This window comes from Bradyrhizobium sp. Kon69, assembly GCF_055807515.1.
The window spans coordinates 40,144-55,148 of the sequence record NZ_JBVVOS010000028.1 but is presented as its reverse complement, the minus strand read 5'-3'; the positions used below and the strand labels follow the sequence as shown (position 1 = coordinate 55,148).

The following is a 15,005-nucleotide window of genomic DNA, read 5'->3' as shown; positions in this document are numbered from 1 at the left end:
GTCAACCTCATGTCTGCAAAATCGCGTCTACCGCGCCGGCCTTATCTCCAGGGCGGGAACGGCACTGTCATTGGCTGCAATCAGGACCGGTGTGCTCGAGACGGGGATCCAGACCCCGGATGCAGGCTTTGCCGCCTGATCGCACGGCATCGCAAAGCTTGCGCCCTGTTGATCGCCCTTGAGCCGGATTTCGTAACGCCGGTCCGGGGCCTCGGACCAGACTGCAATTCTGCTGCCAGAATTCGTCGATGCATTGATCGACACGACGCCATTGGCGAGTTCGCGTCGCTCGGCACTCAGGGTGGGGCGAATGAAAACCCAGGCCCCCTGGACCGCGCAGGCGACGGGCTTGGGCGAATTGTCGAAACGATAGAGTCCGAAATTATCCTCCAGCTCCGACGGGTTCTTTCCACTGTCCTTGAGCTCGTAGAGCCACATGCCCTTGAACCAGCGCGTCGCAGTGGACGCCCACAGGATCAGCTGCGCGGTATTGTCGGCCTGGGCCTGCTCGCTGACGCCGCATTTGTTGCTGGCCGTGGTCCAGCCCGTCTCCGTGACATAGATCGGGAAGTCGGGGTTTCCGCTGGCCTGGGCGACGAGACGGTGAAACGCCGTGAGCCGGTCGATGATCTCGGCCGAGGTGCGTTTGCTCGGGCCCATGCAGAAATTGTAGAGATGGATCGAAGCGCCGTCGGCATATTGAAGGATGCCGGTCCGCAGCATCTTCTCCGTCCATGTCCAGCCCGGATCGTCGCCGAGCGCTCCGACCAGGAAAGGTGCATTCGGTGCAACCCGCTTCACCGCCGGTCGCGCGACTTGCGCGAGCGCCAGGTAGTTCTCCGGCGAGAACGCCGGATCCTTCTTCGCCGCCAGATTCCATTCGTTCCAGAGCTCGAAGACCGGGTGCTGCGCCACGACCGATTGCGCCGCCGCCGCGGCATAGTCTGCGAACCGCTGCCGCGCCTCATCGGTGGTCGGCGGCGAGGAATTCGGAACCAGATGATGACCGAAGGCCAGGATCAGGAGGGGGCGCGCGACGCCGGACCTGACCTGCGCTTCGAGCCTGCCGAGCCTGGGCGTGAAGCCCATCCGGCGTCCCCCGACCTCGAAATCGGACCAGGGAAAATCATCGCGGAAGGCATTGAGGCCGAGTTGCTTGATCTGCGCGACGTTCTCCGAAGGCACGTATCCGCGCGCGCTCACCGGGCCACCCAGCCCCTGATGGGTGCCGACCCCCAGCAGGAATCGGGCATCGAGCGGTTGAGCCTGCTGTGCGCAGACAGAGACCGGTAGAAAAATGGATGCGATGAGGCCCGCGAGGCGCAGGCCGCCGCGAACCAAGGTGCGTGGGAGCGGAGCCATCAGAAATTCTTGGAGAGGTCCGATTGCAGCCCCGCCTTCGCGTCGACCGGTGCCCGATCGTCCTGCAGGAGCTCGGCATAGACCTGCTGCAATTGCCCATGCGTCTTCTGGACGTCGTAAAACTGCTTGAACCGGTCGTAGCCGCGCTGTCCCAGCACCTTGAGATCGAGATCGAGTGCTCGGCGGAAGCCGTCGACGAGCGGCTGGACCGCAACGGGCTCGCAAAGCACGCCGGTCACGCCATCGACGACGATCTCGGGCAATGCTCCGCTGCGGAACGCCAAGATGGGTTTGGCCGCGCGCATCGCCTCGAGCGCAACGAGGCCGAAGGCTTCCCATCGTGACGGGATCACGACGAGGTCGGCGGCCTCGAGCTGAGTCTCGATGGTCGGCCGGTCGAGCCAGCCCAGCAGGGACACGTTGGGCGGGACGCTCGGGCCTTCGTATTTGTTGACGACGGAGGCGCCGATCATGCGGATATCAAGCACATCCTCGAGCGAGCGTGCCGCTTCGATCAGGAGGTCGAAGCCCTTCTGGCGGTCCAGGCGTCCGATGAACAGGACCTTGACCTTCTTGGACGTCCAGTCGGCCGCGACAGGCTGCGGTGTGCGGCTCTTCGAGATGCCATTGTGGACGAGGGTGAGGCGCTCGGCGGGAATCCCGGCGCGGACGGCTTCGTTGAACTCGTCGCCGGAGATGCAGATGATTCGGTCCGACGTGCGCGCAAGGAGGTTCTCCGCCGCCTTCGTCACGAGATGACTGAGGCGGCCGGTCTCGCGTGAAAACGCCCAGCCGTGCGGGCAATAGACGACGCGCGGACCGTCCGAGCGGGCCGCCAGCGCCGGGCGCAGCACGAGGCCGGCAAACGAGGAATGCAGGTGGACGACGTCCGGACGGAAGGCATCCAGCGCTTGCATGCTTGCGCGCAACATCTGGAACAGTCCGGCAACGCCGCGGCCGGAGCGTTCGAACGTCGTAATCTGGTTGTCATCGATCGCTGGAAGATCGCGACGATGATCCGACGGCACGACGTAATGCACGTTCCCGGTGCCGAAGCTCGCCTGTTGCTGTGGGTGCAACTCGTTCAGGTAGCTCGCAATCCCGCCGCGGATCGTCTCGGCGATGTGCAACACTTTCATCGTTTGCCTTCCGTAGGACCGCGTTGGAGAGCCGGACATCGTGAGTCCCTGCTCCGAGTTCGCTAGTGCGAAACACAGTTCCTCGAATCCGTAGCGATATTGGGGCAGCGATGTGGTGATGTTGCGCCAAGCTCTTTGCGCGCACGATTGTCACTCGAAGAACAGAAAGGTTTGGCGGAACCATGCGCATGTGCGCGCGTTGCAGCCAGTTGCAAATTGTTTGTGCGAAAACCGATGCGCGCAATGAGCGAACTGCATCGAACTTCAAGCAGCGCTGGCAATGTTTGCCGGTGGTGCAAGATGATCGAGCAACGACTTCGCCGACTTCTGCCACGAAAAGAACGCAACGCGTTCCTGCTGCCGCTGGCGTTCCTGATCGGAGATGGCGCCGATTGCCAATCTTTCGAGCATGAGTTGCTGCAATGCTTCGGCATCATTGGCGTCAAAATACGCAGCGGCGTCGGCGCACGTCTCGACGACCGCTTCGGCTGTCGAGGCAATGACCGGGCAGCCGAAGATCATGGCTTCGAGCGGCGGCACGCCGAAGCCTTCATAGAGCGAGGGAAATACGAATGCCGATGCATGCGCGTAGAGCGCTGCGATCTCGCTGTCCGTCAGACGCCCGGCCAGCAACAGGCCGGAAACCCCTTCGCTCGAATTGTCTTGGAAGACCTTGCTGTTGTCGCCGCCGACGATGACCAGGGGAACGTCAGTTCTGTTGAGCAGCTCGATCGCCCGGATCGCGACGGAAAGATTCTTGTTCTTGGTCCTGGAGCCGACATAGAGGAAAAATTGCTGCGGCTGAATCCCGAGACGGGCAATGATGCCGGGATCCGGCTTCGTCCTGGCGAAGTGTTCTGCGCTATTGGGGAAGATCGGGATCGCTGTTGCCGACAGATTCAGCACCTCGGTAAGCTCTTTGCGCGAAAAGCCCGAAACGGTTGCGATACTTGCGTGCCGGGCGAGCAGCCGGCCCATGGTTCGGTGAACCGCCAGATAGCGCCAGTTGAAGAAGTCGGGCCTGCGAAAGACCTGTGCGTCGTGGATCACGACAATGTGGTCGTGATGGAACACCGGGCCGGAATTGGCGAGACTGATCAAGCGGCCTCCCGCAGCGGCGCGCGCCAGGTCGATTTGATCCCAGGCGTGCCCGCGCAAGCGGCCGACGGCGCGAATATTGATTCGCTCCAGCTGAAGCTGCTCGCTTGCATCCACGGGCGTCAGCAACTGCCAGTCTGCGTTCCGCAGCGAGGCGGGCGTTTGCTCCGACGCCAAAAGCACGTCGATCGCCTTGACGATCTCGGCAGCATAACGCTGAACGCCGGTGAGCTTTTGCGACAGAAAGCGGCCGTTGATGAAGAATTTCAATTGGCTACCACGATGGTTGATCGGAGTCCGGGCCGACCCGGCGGGGGACGAAACGCAAAGGAGCAACCATTAGGTACGGAAATATGACGCAGCCCTGCACGGTGGAGGAGCTCTACCTGCATGGCTGGCGCTGCCTTGCTGCGTGTGAGGTCGCGGTGTAGATGTCGGCCATGAGTGACGATACCCACTCCCTTCGCAGCGGCTCCCTCACCGCGACGGTCAAAGCGCACGGCGCCGAGCTCTGCTCGCTCAGGGACGATGCCGGCACCGAATTCGTCTGGCAGGCCGGGCCGGAATGGCCGCGCCATGCGCCGCTGCTGTTTCCGATCGTGGGGCGCCTTGCCGGGGACGAATTGCGGCACCGGGGCGAGACATACCGGATGACCCAGCACGGCTTTGCGCGCGACAGCCGCTTTGCATGGGCGGAGCGCGGCGAGAGCCGCTGCAAGCTGGTGCTCGAAGACAGCGAGGCGACCCGCGCGCTCTATCCGTTCGCGTTCCGTCTGACAGCGATCTTCGCGCTTGACGCCGCCGGCCTCGATCTGACGCTCACGATCGCCAACACCGGCAAGGAGACATTGCCGGCTTCGACCGGCGGCCATCCGGCGTTCAACTGGCCGCTCAAACCCGAAAGCGCGAAAGAGGATTACGCGCTGACCTTTGCGAAGGCGGAAGCCTCTCCTGTCCGCCGTCTCGATGGCGGGCTGCTGCGCGCCGCCGCGGAGCCTTGTCCCGTCAAGGGCATGCAGCTCCCCTTGTCCGAATCCCTGTTCGCCGATGACGCCATCATCTTCGACCGGATCGAGAGCGATGCGGTCCGCTATGCTGCGTCCACCGGCCCCTGGCTGAAAATGTCATGGCGCGGCTTTCGCGAGCTCGGGGTCTGGTCGAAGCCGTCGGGCGCGCCGTTCCTCTGCATCGAGCCCTGGCGCGGCTACGCCAGTCCTGCCGGTTTCGACGGCGAGTTCACGGACAAGCCGGGCCTGATGCATGTCGCGCCGGGTGCGGAAGAGCGACTGTCGTTCCGGATCGAGGTCGGATCGTCCCCAGTCGGAGGCGACTGATCGTTGGCGCTTAGACCTCGATGCGCGTGAGATCCTCGCCGAGCACAACCGGCCCCGCATAATCCTGCCTGACATCCGCAAGTACCATGACGCCGCGGCCTGCGTCGAACAGGATGTTCTCGTCGCGGAGCCTGATCAGCGTGGTCGTTGCCATGCGGCGCGGGTCCGGGCGCGGGCCGCCGGTGCCGAGCAGTATGACCTCGATGGTGCCGACTCCAGCGTCAGGAGTCTCCACAGTAGAGATTAAAACGGCAATGAAGCAAGCCGGTCAGCGCATGCCGGCCGCGGTGGCAGTAATGGCCGGCTGGAGGGTCGACCGGTCCGATCCCGCGGATGTCAGGCGGTGCGCCAGGTCCTGTGCGCGCCGTTCGACCAGATGCCATGTCGCGCGTGCGACGAGATAGCTCAGCGCGGCAGTGACGACATAGGCGATGAACAGCGAGACCAGTCCCTCGGCGACCGGCCAGAGCTGACGCAGGCCGTAGATCACCGCGAAGTGACAGGTACATCGAATAGGAATTGCGGCCGAGCGCTTCGAGCGGCTGGAAGCGGATCGCAAGCTTGATGCAGCCGGCAACCAGCGCGCCGAGCACGAGGTTGATCATCAGATAGTTGAATTCGTGCGAGCCGGTGACGCGATTGGCGACAAAGGACAGCGCGATGAAGACCGCATAGATCGCAGCGTCCGACTTGGCAAATCCGTCGCGCAGCGAGAAGAACAGCGCGCATCCGACCAGGAAGACCGGCAACTGATTCAGGAAGCTGATGTGCAGCGTGGTCCAGACAAATGCCGGGGCCGTAATAGGCGGAGAACAGCGCGAAGGCCCACGGCTTGAACAGGCAGACATTGACGAGATGCAGCACGATCGCCAGCGCGACATAGAGATGGCGGCGCGATCCGAACGCGGTGATCAGAAGCGGAAAGACGAGATAGAAGGTCATCTCGGCCGCGATCGACCAGTCGCCGGGCACCACGCTGTTGACGCTGTCCGGCCAGAAGCCGTGCAGGAACGTCGCGGTCAGGATCACTTGAACAGGGCCGATGCCGTTGGGCGCGTTGTCGCTCGGCCCGGCGCCGTTGATGACCAGGTAAACCGGGATCGCGAGCCAGAACAGTGGCGCGATGCGCAAGGCACGGCGGATCTAGAACTTGCGCGTCGGACCGGTTTCGACGCGCTTCGTCCACATCAGGCACATCGTCATGGCGCTGACGAAGTAGAACACGTTGACGCCGGTCCATCCGCACATGAAGGCATAGTCGACGGCGTGGATATGCGACGGAAAAAATTGCGAGACGTGGATCGCCATCACGCCGGCGATGGCGAGGCCGCGCAGGACATCGAGCGTGTGCGAACGGCCGAATGGCGTTGTGCCTTGCTCGCTTCGACCGGGCAACGCGGGCATCATCTTCGTGACGCGCCGCGACACCGACGTCGATCGCATCCTCGGTCTCGAGATCGCCGGCGACCATTACGTCACCAAGCCGATCAATCTGCGCGACCTGCTCGCGCGCGCCCGCAGTGTGCTGCGGCGGCGTTCGCTCGACCGCAAGGCGGCCCGCAACCACAATTCGATCGCCTTCGGCGACTGGATCATCGACCTGACCCGGCGCGAATTGCTCGGCGGCGACGGCAAGCCGGTGGCGCTGACGCGCGCCGAATTCGATCTGCTCGCGGCGCTGGTCGGCGCCGATGGTCGGCCGCTCAGCCGCGACTATCTGATCGAGGTCGTCAGCAACCGCCAGGCCACGAGGTCGACATCCGCACCGTCGATGCGCTGGTAGCGCGGCTGCGGCGCAAGCTCGTCGGCAGCGGCACGCCCGTGATTACGACGGTCACCGGCGTCGGCTACAAGCTCGCGCTCAGCGAACGGCTGTAAAGAATCAACGCGACGCCATGCGCTTCCATCGTGCTTCGATGCGCGCCTTGATCTGGCTGACCCTGGCCTCGTGCGCGGCCCAAAAGGCGCGGCTGGCGGCCGCGGTGCCCTGACGATTGTGGGCATAGACCGTTTTCGGCTGCGCCGACAGCTTCGGGCGGCTCGCCGGTTTGGCCGGAGCTACAGCCGCAACCGCGAGGCGCCGGATCCGGAACAGCCGCCACTTCAGTCCCCACCGAGGTCGAGTTCATGGCGACAAGACGGTTACGGGCGCGGTTGCAATAGACCTGCGACCGCGGGGTCATCGTGTCCTCGCCATGACCCGCCCGGTATTTCATGACGGCGCGGCAGATGTCCCCGCCGCCTATAGGCCGTGGACTCAAACCTAGCCCATAGGCGTGTTGCAGCCAAAAGGACGGCTGCGAGGAAGTTTTGGGCGGTCTTTTCATAGCGGGTGGCGACGCGGCGGAAGTGTTTTAGCTTGTTGAAGAAGCGTTCGACGAGATTGCGTTGTCGATAGATGGCGAGGTCGACCGAACGCTGAACCTTGCGGTCTCTGCTGGTGGGGATGTGGGCCCGGCCGCCACGACGTTCAACCAGATCGACAATAACGCAGGCGTCATAGCCGCGGTCGGCGACGAGGTCGCGATCCGGCTTGAGCCCTTCGATCAGCATCGGCGCGATAGTTTTGTCGGCTGATTGGCCCTGCAACAGCACGATCCGTACCGGTAGTCCCTGGTGGTCAACAACGGCATTGATCTTGGTGCTTAGTCCTCTACGAGAACGGCCAATGGCGTGATCCGGACCCCCTTTTTACCACATGCGGCGAGCTGGTGGGCGCGGATGATGAAACTATCGATCAGTTGCAGCGACTGGGGTGATTTCGCTGCCAAGCCTCGAATATCCGAAGCCAAACTCCAGCCTTCGCCCAGCGATTGAACCGATTATAGACCGTGGTGTAGGGGCCGTAGCGCTCTGGCAAGTCGCGCCACGGCGTGCCGGTACGCAATACAAAGAAGATGCCGTTGAGTACTTTGCGATCGTCCGGCCGCGGCCGGCCGTTCTTTTGCCTTCCGCTCCCGGCAACAGCGGACAGATGATTGACCACTCGGCGTCTGTCAAATCGAAGCGTGCCATCAAAGCCTCCATTTGGGGCCTTGAATCACTCCGCGTCTTCAACCTCAAGGGGTTTGGGCACAGAACCTAGGAGTTTCGGAAACGGCGATAACGCTGCTGGCGTTCTTCTTGCTTCTGCAGGCTCTCATTCCCGAGAATTAGCGGGACTAGTTCGTCCTTGACGACACGCTCCATCAGCAGTCGAACGAGCCTTGTGCGTGACACCCCACGATGTTTGGCGGCCTGTTGGAGATACTCAATTTCCAAAGGTATCACGATGTTCTTAATTGTCATCCGATCGTTTCCGCTCCCTATCCTTTCACTACCTGAGTCGTCTCAAAGTTTGTTGAGAATTAGTTCCGCGCGCGGCTTAGCCCGTCAAAGGTGAGGCGATTTGTGGCCTCTTGGACTTAAAGAATCAAACCGTATTAATTGGCGCCTGCCGGTCTGCTCCAACGGACGTGGAAAAAATGACGCTGGCAAAATGGTGCTGCAATGGCCATCGGAGACCATGACGATTTCCCTGGATCGCATTCGCGTCGAAGCCGATGATCCGTATTCGATCAGCTCGGCCTACCGTATAAACACGGGCGATGCAGTTGCGGATCTTGTGGTGGGCCGCGGGTCGCGTAGCTCCTTGGAGTGAGTCCCTTCACTGCGGTGACTTGCAGCCGGTCTCGACGCTACCCTGGACGTGACGCCTTACACGACCGAATCATCGCGCAAGCGATGGTTCTGGTACCTTGCTCAAACTGGCTTAGCGGAAGAGCTGCGCTAGGCATCCGTATGCCTTGTTGCGCGTCGAGTATCTATCGCGCTGTCCAACTCGGATTCGACACGGATGATCCTCTCGCCTCGTTGTTGGGGTTTTTGCGCCAACACTATTTGAATTTCACGACGCAGGTGCAGAACCTCTCGCAGAGATAGTTTGTCTACATCAATCATCATGGCCCAACCTCTCTTTTTGGCTTTTCGGACACTTCAACGGCGACCGAACATGCCGCCCATCATGTTACCGAAGAAGGCGTCGGGGCCACCCATGCCGCCACCGCCGCCATGAGCACGGCGTCCGCCACCGCCGGAGGAGCGGCGACGTGCGGGCTCGTCCGACTCGTCGGAAGCGACGCGGGTGGAAACGATCTCGGACTGCAGCGCCTTTTGCTGGAGCTTGTTGAGGTAGCCGGCCGCAGGATGGCCGCGGACAGCCTGCCAGCGCATGATGGCCGAGCGGATGTCCTCGTCGAACTTACCGGTCGCCTCAACGTCGAAGCCAAGGCCGGTCAGGCGGCGCTGCACGTCGCGGCGCTGGCTCTTGTCGAGACCGATCTGGTCCTCGGTGGTCTGGTCGGCGGTATCAGTGAAGGACCTGGGATCGACGCCGGCCGTGGAGTTACGGGTCGTCGTGGAGGGACCGTCCTGGATCGCGGCGATTCGGGCCAGCGCCAGCGACTTGAAGGTGCCATTCGGATAGTTGATGAGATAGGCGTTGAGTTCCTCGACCTTGTTGGAGTCCTTGATCGAGCGCCAGAACTCGAGCTCGACCTCGCCAGCCTGGGCAACGACGGGAGTGGAAACAACAGCGTCCGTCCCGGTCGCAGCGGCCGGGTTCAGGTAAACCGGGCCGAGAGATTGGTGTGGCCCCAGGGCAGGTGCGCCGTGTTGGTCTCATCGTTGACCTGGGCGCGAACCCTGGTCATCGCCTGCTGAATCTCGAGGCCCGGCTGCGCAACGTCGGCGACGAGTGCGCGGGTAAACGGGCTGTTGGTCCGGCTTCGCCGTCGAGCGCGGTCAGGCCGGGCCGGTGGCGAACGCGATCAGCGTGCCCTCGCCCGATTTCATCTCGGCAAGACCGCTCGTAACGGTCACCGACCGTATCGCCTTGGCCGAACGGATCCTGGCCACGAGGGATTGTCACGGCAGGCATCGAGGAACACCAGCTTCACCTTGGCGTCGGCCATGGTCTGTTCGAGCGTGAGATCGACATTGATCGCCGCGCCGAGCTTGACGTCCATCTCGGCATCGACAAGCAGCAGGTAATTGGTGCCGTTCACCCCGATGCCGTGGCCGGCATGGAAGAACAGCGCGACATCGGCGCCCTCGCTCTTCTTTCCGAACTCGAGCAGCTTCGCCGTCATGGCGTCGCGGGTGAGATTGGCACCCTCGACCATCTCGAAGCCGACATCGCGCAGCACCCGCGTCATCGTATGCGCTCTCAATGTGAACGGGCAGGTGGGAGAAGCGCTGGAAGTCAAATGTGACGCGCGTCACATTTCCATCGATTATCGCGAGCGACCAGCGCCTTGAGCGGCAACCGACGTCTTTTGAACCCAAAAACAAGGCCGGTTTAATGCTCCCCGAGTTAGGTTGGAAAATAAAGTAAATTAAATAAAATCAAAGGGAAGGCGCGCGGGCCCCAGTGGGTAAAACTGTGGCCCTACTGGACTTTGATGCCAGCGACGGGCGACTAGCCAAACCGAACAAAATGGTTAATATATACCCGCTTTCCAACAAAGCCTTAGGTAGGCTGCACCCATTATTTCAGGGAGCGCCGTGGTTGTCGCCAACGCGGTTGAGTGGAGTTCTTTACGGGTTGCGTATGGATTATTCAGATTTCACAACGCCGAGCCTTCTGATGATGTACGAGGCCGCTCGCGGCGCTCTTGCAGCAGAGGAGCAAGGCAAGGAGCCAAAATTCAAAGTGCGTACGACGATGGGCTGGAAACAACATTCACAGAGGGTCGAACTCGAGCTGTCGAGGCGTCGTATCGTGTTTCAGCCGATCAGTCTAAGCGAAAGTCAGTGGTAGCAAAAAGCCGGTCGCGGGACGTTCGGCTCGGCTCCAATGAATGTTCGTCGTTGAATTCTCGCCACCGCGGTGGCGCACGGCACGACCATCTCCGTGTCTTGTTCCAATTCATTCGAGATTTGATTTCGCGCGGGCTACGGCTAACGACGAGCGTTTGCGAGAAGAACAGTCCCGCTGCATGGCTCGCTCGTCGGCCGTGGCGGTTTGGGGCGAGGCGTCTCAAGACGTAAACTGTTTGATTTGGCCGCTCGATTGCGCCGCCGCTGTCGTCACGAACCGCGCTGTCCATCAATCGCTGGTTTGTCGGTAACCGATATCGAACGCACCAAGCAGATACTCTTCACTTACCGACATCTCGGTTGGCACCCGCGCGACTAAAGTGAAAACAGCGTTCGGCCATTATAGGCTTGAGTGATCGTCACAAAGCCAAATGTGTACGTGTATCAGCCCGGTTTGGTGACATAGCCAATCTTGTCCCAAGTAGCTTTGTTGACGCGCAATTTGATTGCTTTCCATAATAAAGGGAGATTTGCAGTTGCTTTGCGCTAATTTAAACAGAAGCGTGGGGGTGTCACGCTCAAATCCATGGTCGCAGGTCCATTCTGAAGCACTGGAATCCTGTTGGTGCATAGTGGTGAAATATTGATGGTTATCGCCCAGCTCGGCGAACGGAGGTTGCCTTGCCAGAGGTGCGATTCACGAACAGATACGCCAAGACTATTGTTATCTAAGTAAACGCACCAGAGTAATTTTCGCTGCTGGGCAGATCAACTAAAAGTTTATTGAAAGAATAGGCAAGGGGATTTGGGTATGGCCTGCACGAAGTATTCGCGCCTTCCGTCATTGCGAATCCTCCACTACATGCCGACGAATTTCGGGATGACCGGCGTGGAGACATTCATACTCCAACTTTGCGTTGCGCAAAAGAGGTTAGGATTTCTGTCCACTATTGCAATTGATCTTCGCTCCCGGGAGGAAGTGGGCAGGATCGCCAATGAGAATGGAATAGCTGTCTTTGATCTCTCGGAGGGCGAGACATTGACGAGTGGCCGGCAGGGAAAATGGACGCAACTATTGACGCGCCTGCGTCGTGTACGGGCTCTTGGGAAATTGCAGCGGCTCCATGACGTCATGCATATTCACGCTGTCGGGATAGCAGGCCTTGAAGGGTTTCTCGCCAGTTGGTCCTCTCCACTTATAATCACGCATCACGCGACGCTAAGCTGGTATTCGAAATATTGGAATTTGGTGTCCTCCATTACCTTCTGGCTGGAAAGGCGATACGCGGATCGAGTTGTATTCCCTTATTCGACTGCAGCCGAGGAAATGATCGGGCGCGGTATTTCAAGAAGCCAAATGACTGTCATTCCGTTCTGCGTCGATGAAGCTGCGTTCGAGGGCGTCGCACTGAAGCCCCTGCCGGGACAGTTAACGTTGATCATGTCGGCGCGCATGTTTGGAGGCAAAGGCCATATGGAATTGCTGGGCGCCATGGGGCAGCTCCATTCCCAATACCCAATGCTTCGCGCAATCCTGATCGGTGACGGGCCGACGCGGCCAGAAATTGAGGCGGAGATCCTTCGCTTGGATTTGAGCGAGGTGGTCGAGTGTCTAGGACGGGTCGACCATCGGCAAGTTCCGGCGGTTATGCGGTCGGGACACGTGGTGGTATTGCCAAGTTATATGGAGGGAGAAATGTTTCCGCTTTGCCTGTTGGAAGGCATGGCGCTTGGTCTTCCCGCAATCGGCACTCGGATTGCCGGAATTCCGGACATCATCGCTGACGGCGAAACCGGAATTTTGGTCGAGCCACGTGATCTGACGGGCCTCGCACGCGCCATCGAGAAATTTATCGTTGACACCGACTTTCTTGAGCGCGCACGAATGAGTGCCCAAGTTCGATTCCGATCGCGCTATGGTGCGGGTGCAGTGGCTCGTGCCTACGCCGAAGCATACAAGTTGGCGCAAATGGGCTCAAAACGGATCTAACAAGATCCATTTGTTGCACGCGGTGAAGCGAAGCGAACTCTCCGGGTGATCGGCAGCGGTGCCAGCCTTAGTGCAAACTTCTAATTTCTTGGACCAGGTGAACGTCTAGCTTTTCGGCCACGGAAGATATTGATGGTTCTCTCATCATGTCGACGTGTCTTCCTGGAACGAGGTGAATAGCGACGCCAGCTGTCGCGCACGTACCCCATCCCATGGTCGGATCAAGATCGTGTTCCGGGCCACGATCTTGGGCGCGAAAGCAGACGACGCTCATCGGATGGGGCTTCGGAACGTAAGCGTGCCAAGCATTTATAAAGCCAGGATCGTCGCCTCTCAGCTTGGTGGGCAGCGGCCTTCCGATAGTCCGAAATGCTTTCTTGATCCAGGGTGTTAGCAATCCTCTGCTGCGGGAGCTAAGAAAGACGAGCCCGCGGTTGAGGAAGGTCTTGATATTGCCCTTTATCAAGTCACGGCCGTACTTTGTGAGCCGGTCATTTACATAGGTTTTTCGATAAGCCGTCGCATCCGCTTCCGGTAAGGCGGCAAGTTGGGCGGGATTCGGCGCGTCGAGCAGAGCCACCAGGCTCGCTCTGTCGCCCTCTATTGCTAATTGCGAGGCCATTTCATAGGCGACTAGCCCACCAAACGAGTACCCGCAGAACTGGTATGGACCGCTCGGTTGAACGGCTTTGACAGCACGAAGGTAGAAGGAAGCGATCTGCTCTACGGAGAAATGTTCCGTAAGATCGCATAACCATTCCATGTCGAGCCCGTAAACGGGCTGCGCTTGCGGTAACGCTGCAGCCAGGTCCCGGAAAATCCTCACATCGCCGCCTGAACCAGGAAGGCAGAACAAGGGCGGCCTGGCGCCGGAAGCTCGCAGCGATATAAGATATTGGCGGGGATTTTCGGCGCCGTCGAACATTCCGTAGCCTTACCTAGCGTCGCTTAAGACGACTTTCAGCGCTGCACGCGAAGAATATCATCAAGTGAAAAAATTGCTCTCGTTGCCGGAATACTGCGCCTTCACGTATTGGAGCGCGCTGTAGGGCATCCGGCTGCGCCGGACGACGAGACGCGTTTTCAGCTTGCCACCAAAGTTGGCCAAGAAGCGAGCGGTTCCGCTTGAGTAGATGCCGTCGAGGTCGAGAAAGAGCCCTAGCTCGTGTGCCCTCTTGATTGCTGACCATAACAACAGACTGATTGCGCCGGAGTCATGGGAATGACGGGAGCGCGTAGAGAGCAGGTAGTACATGGTGCCGTGGCCCCACACCAAAAAAGTCATTGCGATGGGCTCATCGTTTTCATTGAACAGCGACAGAATAATTCCACACTCGCGGGCGCGGCACTCTGAGAAAAGGACCGGAAAATTGTCAAAACCTATCCGGCTGGTCCGGCCGAAGGCGGTGAGATTCTTCAAGTAGAAATCGATAAAGACTTCCGGTTGGTCCAGTGAACGAACGTGATAGGCCTTTTCGGCGCGGCGTATGTGCTGCCGGGTCTTCAGATCCAGAGCGGCCAGGAGATCGTCCAGGCTTCGCCGGCAGTCGATTTCGAAGGTAAACTGAGGCGCAACCGAACACTTGCGGTCCTGGAAGGCAAGACCGTCAATCTTCGCCAAACCATCATCCAAAGATGGATCCAAGCAGAATTTGAGCTCTGATGTTGACGGCAATTGGTCGATTAGCTGCTGGGTAATTGCCAGTCGTCTGGTGAGACGCGTTTGCGGCTTTCCGTCTCCGGAATCGACGACGGGGCCAAGCACATGTGTGAATGCTGGCATGCGAAGCAGACGAAAGGGGCCCTTGCGCGCGAAGACGTAAGGCAATCGGCCAACCACATCGTTCCCGCGTTTGACAACGGATTCGTGAACGAGGCCGCCACTCACAGCGGACAACCACCACGGTTCGTGAAATACTGTGATCTTCAAAGTGAGTTCTTATTTGTTGCTGAAAAAAGTACGTGCCGACATCTGCCAATAATGCAGGAAGATTATAGCATCCCCGGTGTTTTTTTGACGCGTAGCGACGTTGCGCGACTTTTCGACGCAGGAATATCCTGTTTGGGCTGTTAACCAAACGATTGTCTATTTAGTTGCTCGCGCGCTTGTGAGGTCGACGTCCAGCCTAAAATGGGGGCGCAAGTTGCATGTTCTTCCCGTCACGCGTTGGGCCGGGCAATTTGGCGGGATAGATATTGGCTTTTCGCTGTGTTATGGCTCGTTTTCGCCGTGGTGTGGCTCGTTGGCAAGTCTAAGGTGAATGCGAGGTAAATCATGTCGGC

General features: G+C 59.8%; 13 protein-coding genes and 4 pseudogenes. 3 read left to right on the top strand and 14 right to left on the bottom strand.

Going from position 1 to position 15,005, the window contains the following annotated elements:
• Positions 1-27 precede the first annotated feature (27 nt).
• From AC0L3U_RS30635 to AC0L3U_RS30625, 3 genes are all read right to left on the bottom strand, one after another.
• Positions 28-1,362 carry a hypothetical protein gene (locus tag AC0L3U_RS30635; protein WP_473294081.1) on the bottom strand — a complete coding sequence of 445 codons (1,335 nt, stop codon included), beginning with the start codon at positions 1,360-1,362 and terminating at the stop codon, positions 28-30.
• Positions 1,362-2,501, bottom strand: a complete 1,140-nt coding sequence (locus AC0L3U_RS30630) for a glycosyltransferase (protein WP_456765705.1) — start codon at positions 2,499-2,501, stop codon at positions 1,362-1,364. Before AC0L3U_RS30630 ends, AC0L3U_RS30635 begins: the two co-directional genes overlap by 1 nt.
• Before the next feature lie 264 nt (positions 2,502-2,765).
• The gene (locus AC0L3U_RS30625) at positions 2,766-3,869 is read right to left on the bottom strand and encodes a glycosyltransferase family 4 protein (RefSeq protein ID WP_473294082.1); all 1,104 of its coding nucleotides are present in this window, start codon (positions 3,867-3,869) and stop codon (positions 2,766-2,768) included.
• Between the two features lie 170 nt (positions 3,870-4,039).
• Here AC0L3U_RS30625 and AC0L3U_RS30620 point away from each other — a divergent pair, with 170 nt between their 5' ends.
• The gene (locus AC0L3U_RS30620; protein WP_473294083.1) at positions 4,040-4,933 is read left to right on the top strand and encodes an aldose 1-epimerase family protein; all 894 of its coding nucleotides are present in this window, start codon (positions 4,040-4,042) and stop codon (positions 4,931-4,933) included.
• 10 nt (positions 4,934-4,943) lie between these two features.
• On the opposite strand, the gene AC0L3U_RS30615 is transcribed toward AC0L3U_RS30620, so the two are convergent.
• Genes AC0L3U_RS30615 through AC0L3U_RS30600 form a run of 4 tightly spaced genes read right to left on the bottom strand, consistent with a single transcriptional unit; the run spans position 4,944 to position 6,328 of the window.
• Entirely contained in the window at positions 4,944-5,168 is a 225-nt protein-coding gene (locus AC0L3U_RS30615; protein ID WP_007606806.1) for an MBL fold metallo-hydrolase, read from the bottom strand.
• Between the two features lie 33 nt (positions 5,169-5,201).
• The gene (locus AC0L3U_RS30610; RefSeq protein WP_007606807.1) at positions 5,202-5,423 is read right to left on the bottom strand and encodes a hypothetical protein; all 222 of its coding nucleotides are present in this window, start codon (positions 5,421-5,423) and stop codon (positions 5,202-5,204) included.
• Positions 5,420-6,064, bottom strand: a complete 645-nt coding sequence (locus AC0L3U_RS30605; RefSeq protein ID WP_473294085.1) for a hypothetical protein — start codon at positions 6,062-6,064, stop codon at positions 5,420-5,422. The genes AC0L3U_RS30610 and AC0L3U_RS30605 overlap by 4 nt, the downstream gene beginning before the upstream one ends.
• 12 nt (positions 6,065-6,076) lie before the next feature.
• Entirely contained in the window at positions 6,077-6,328 is a 252-nt protein-coding gene (locus AC0L3U_RS30600; RefSeq protein WP_473364283.1) for a hypothetical protein, read from the bottom strand.
• Here AC0L3U_RS30600 and AC0L3U_RS30595 point away from each other — a divergent pair.
• Positions 6,327-6,811, top strand: a pseudogene (locus AC0L3U_RS30595) (winged helix-turn-helix domain-containing protein); the annotation flags it as partial. The gene AC0L3U_RS30600 and the pseudogene AC0L3U_RS30595 overlap by 2 nt on opposite strands.
• 4 nt (positions 6,812-6,815) lie before the next feature.
• Here the strand turns inward: AC0L3U_RS30595 and AC0L3U_RS30590 are convergent.
• The 5 genes and pseudogenes from AC0L3U_RS30590 to AC0L3U_RS30570 all read right to left on the bottom strand — a co-directional run.
• A pseudogene (locus AC0L3U_RS30590) lies at positions 6,816-7,179 on the bottom strand (transglycosylase SLT domain-containing protein); the annotation flags it as partial.
• Between the two features lie 16 nt (positions 7,180-7,195).
• Positions 7,196-7,948: pseudogene (locus tag AC0L3U_RS30585) on the bottom strand (IS5 family transposase); the annotation flags it as partial.
• A 66-nt stretch (positions 7,949-8,014) separates the two neighbouring features.
• On the bottom strand, positions 8,015-8,221 hold the full coding sequence (locus AC0L3U_RS30580; protein WP_007606809.1) for a hypothetical protein: 207 nt from the start codon (positions 8,219-8,221) through the stop codon (positions 8,015-8,017).
• A gap of 687 nt (positions 8,222-8,908) precedes the next feature.
• Complete coding sequence (locus AC0L3U_RS30575) at positions 8,909-9,223, bottom strand: peptidoglycan-binding domain-containing protein (RefSeq protein ID WP_456765701.1); 315 nt, start codon at positions 9,221-9,223, stop codon at positions 8,909-8,911.
• 311 nt (positions 9,224-9,534) lie between these two features.
• A pseudogene (locus AC0L3U_RS30570) lies at positions 9,535-10,095 on the bottom strand (caspase family protein).
• A gap of 1,448 nt (positions 10,096-11,543) precedes the next feature.
• Between AC0L3U_RS30570 and AC0L3U_RS30565 the strand changes: the two are divergent.
• Entirely contained in the window at positions 11,544-12,722 is a 1,179-nt protein-coding gene (locus tag AC0L3U_RS30565; protein ID WP_007606811.1) for a glycosyltransferase family 4 protein, read from the top strand.
• 67 nt (positions 12,723-12,789) lie between these two features.
• On the opposite strand, the gene AC0L3U_RS30560 is transcribed toward AC0L3U_RS30565, so the two are convergent.
• A complete protein-coding gene (locus AC0L3U_RS30560; RefSeq protein ID WP_007606812.1) occupies positions 12,790-13,647 on the bottom strand; it encodes a thioesterase domain-containing protein in 858 nt (285 codons plus the stop codon).
• A gap of 60 nt (positions 13,648-13,707) precedes the next feature.
• Complete coding sequence (locus AC0L3U_RS30555; protein ID WP_473294087.1) at positions 13,708-14,652, bottom strand: GNAT family N-acetyltransferase; 945 nt, start codon at positions 14,650-14,652, stop codon at positions 13,708-13,710.
• Between the last annotated feature and the right edge of the window lie 353 nt (positions 14,653-15,005).

Excerpts from the sequence above, each read along its gene's own strand:
- AC0L3U_RS30635 (WP_473294081.1), bottom strand. The coding sequence starts at position 1,362 with ATGGCTCCGCTCCCACGCACCTTGGTTCGCGGCGGCCTGCGCCTCGCG.
- AC0L3U_RS30620 (WP_473294083.1), top strand. The coding sequence starts at position 4,040 with ATGAGTGACGATACCCACTCCCTTCGCAGCGGCTCCCTCACCGCGACG.
- AC0L3U_RS30560 (WP_007606812.1), bottom strand. The coding sequence starts at position 13,647 with ATGTTCGACGGCGCCGAAAATCCCCGCCAATATCTTATATCGCTGCGA.
- AC0L3U_RS30580 (WP_007606809.1), bottom strand. The coding sequence starts at position 8,221 with ATGACAATTAAGAACATCGTGATACCTTTGGAAATTGAGTATCTCCAA.
- AC0L3U_RS30565 (WP_007606811.1), top strand. The coding sequence starts at position 11,544 with ATGGCCTGCACGAAGTATTCGCGCCTTCCGTCATTGCGAATCCTCCAC.
- AC0L3U_RS30630 (WP_456765705.1), bottom strand. The coding sequence starts at position 2,501 with ATGAAAGTGTTGCACATCGCCGAGACGATCCGCGGCGGGATTGCGAGC.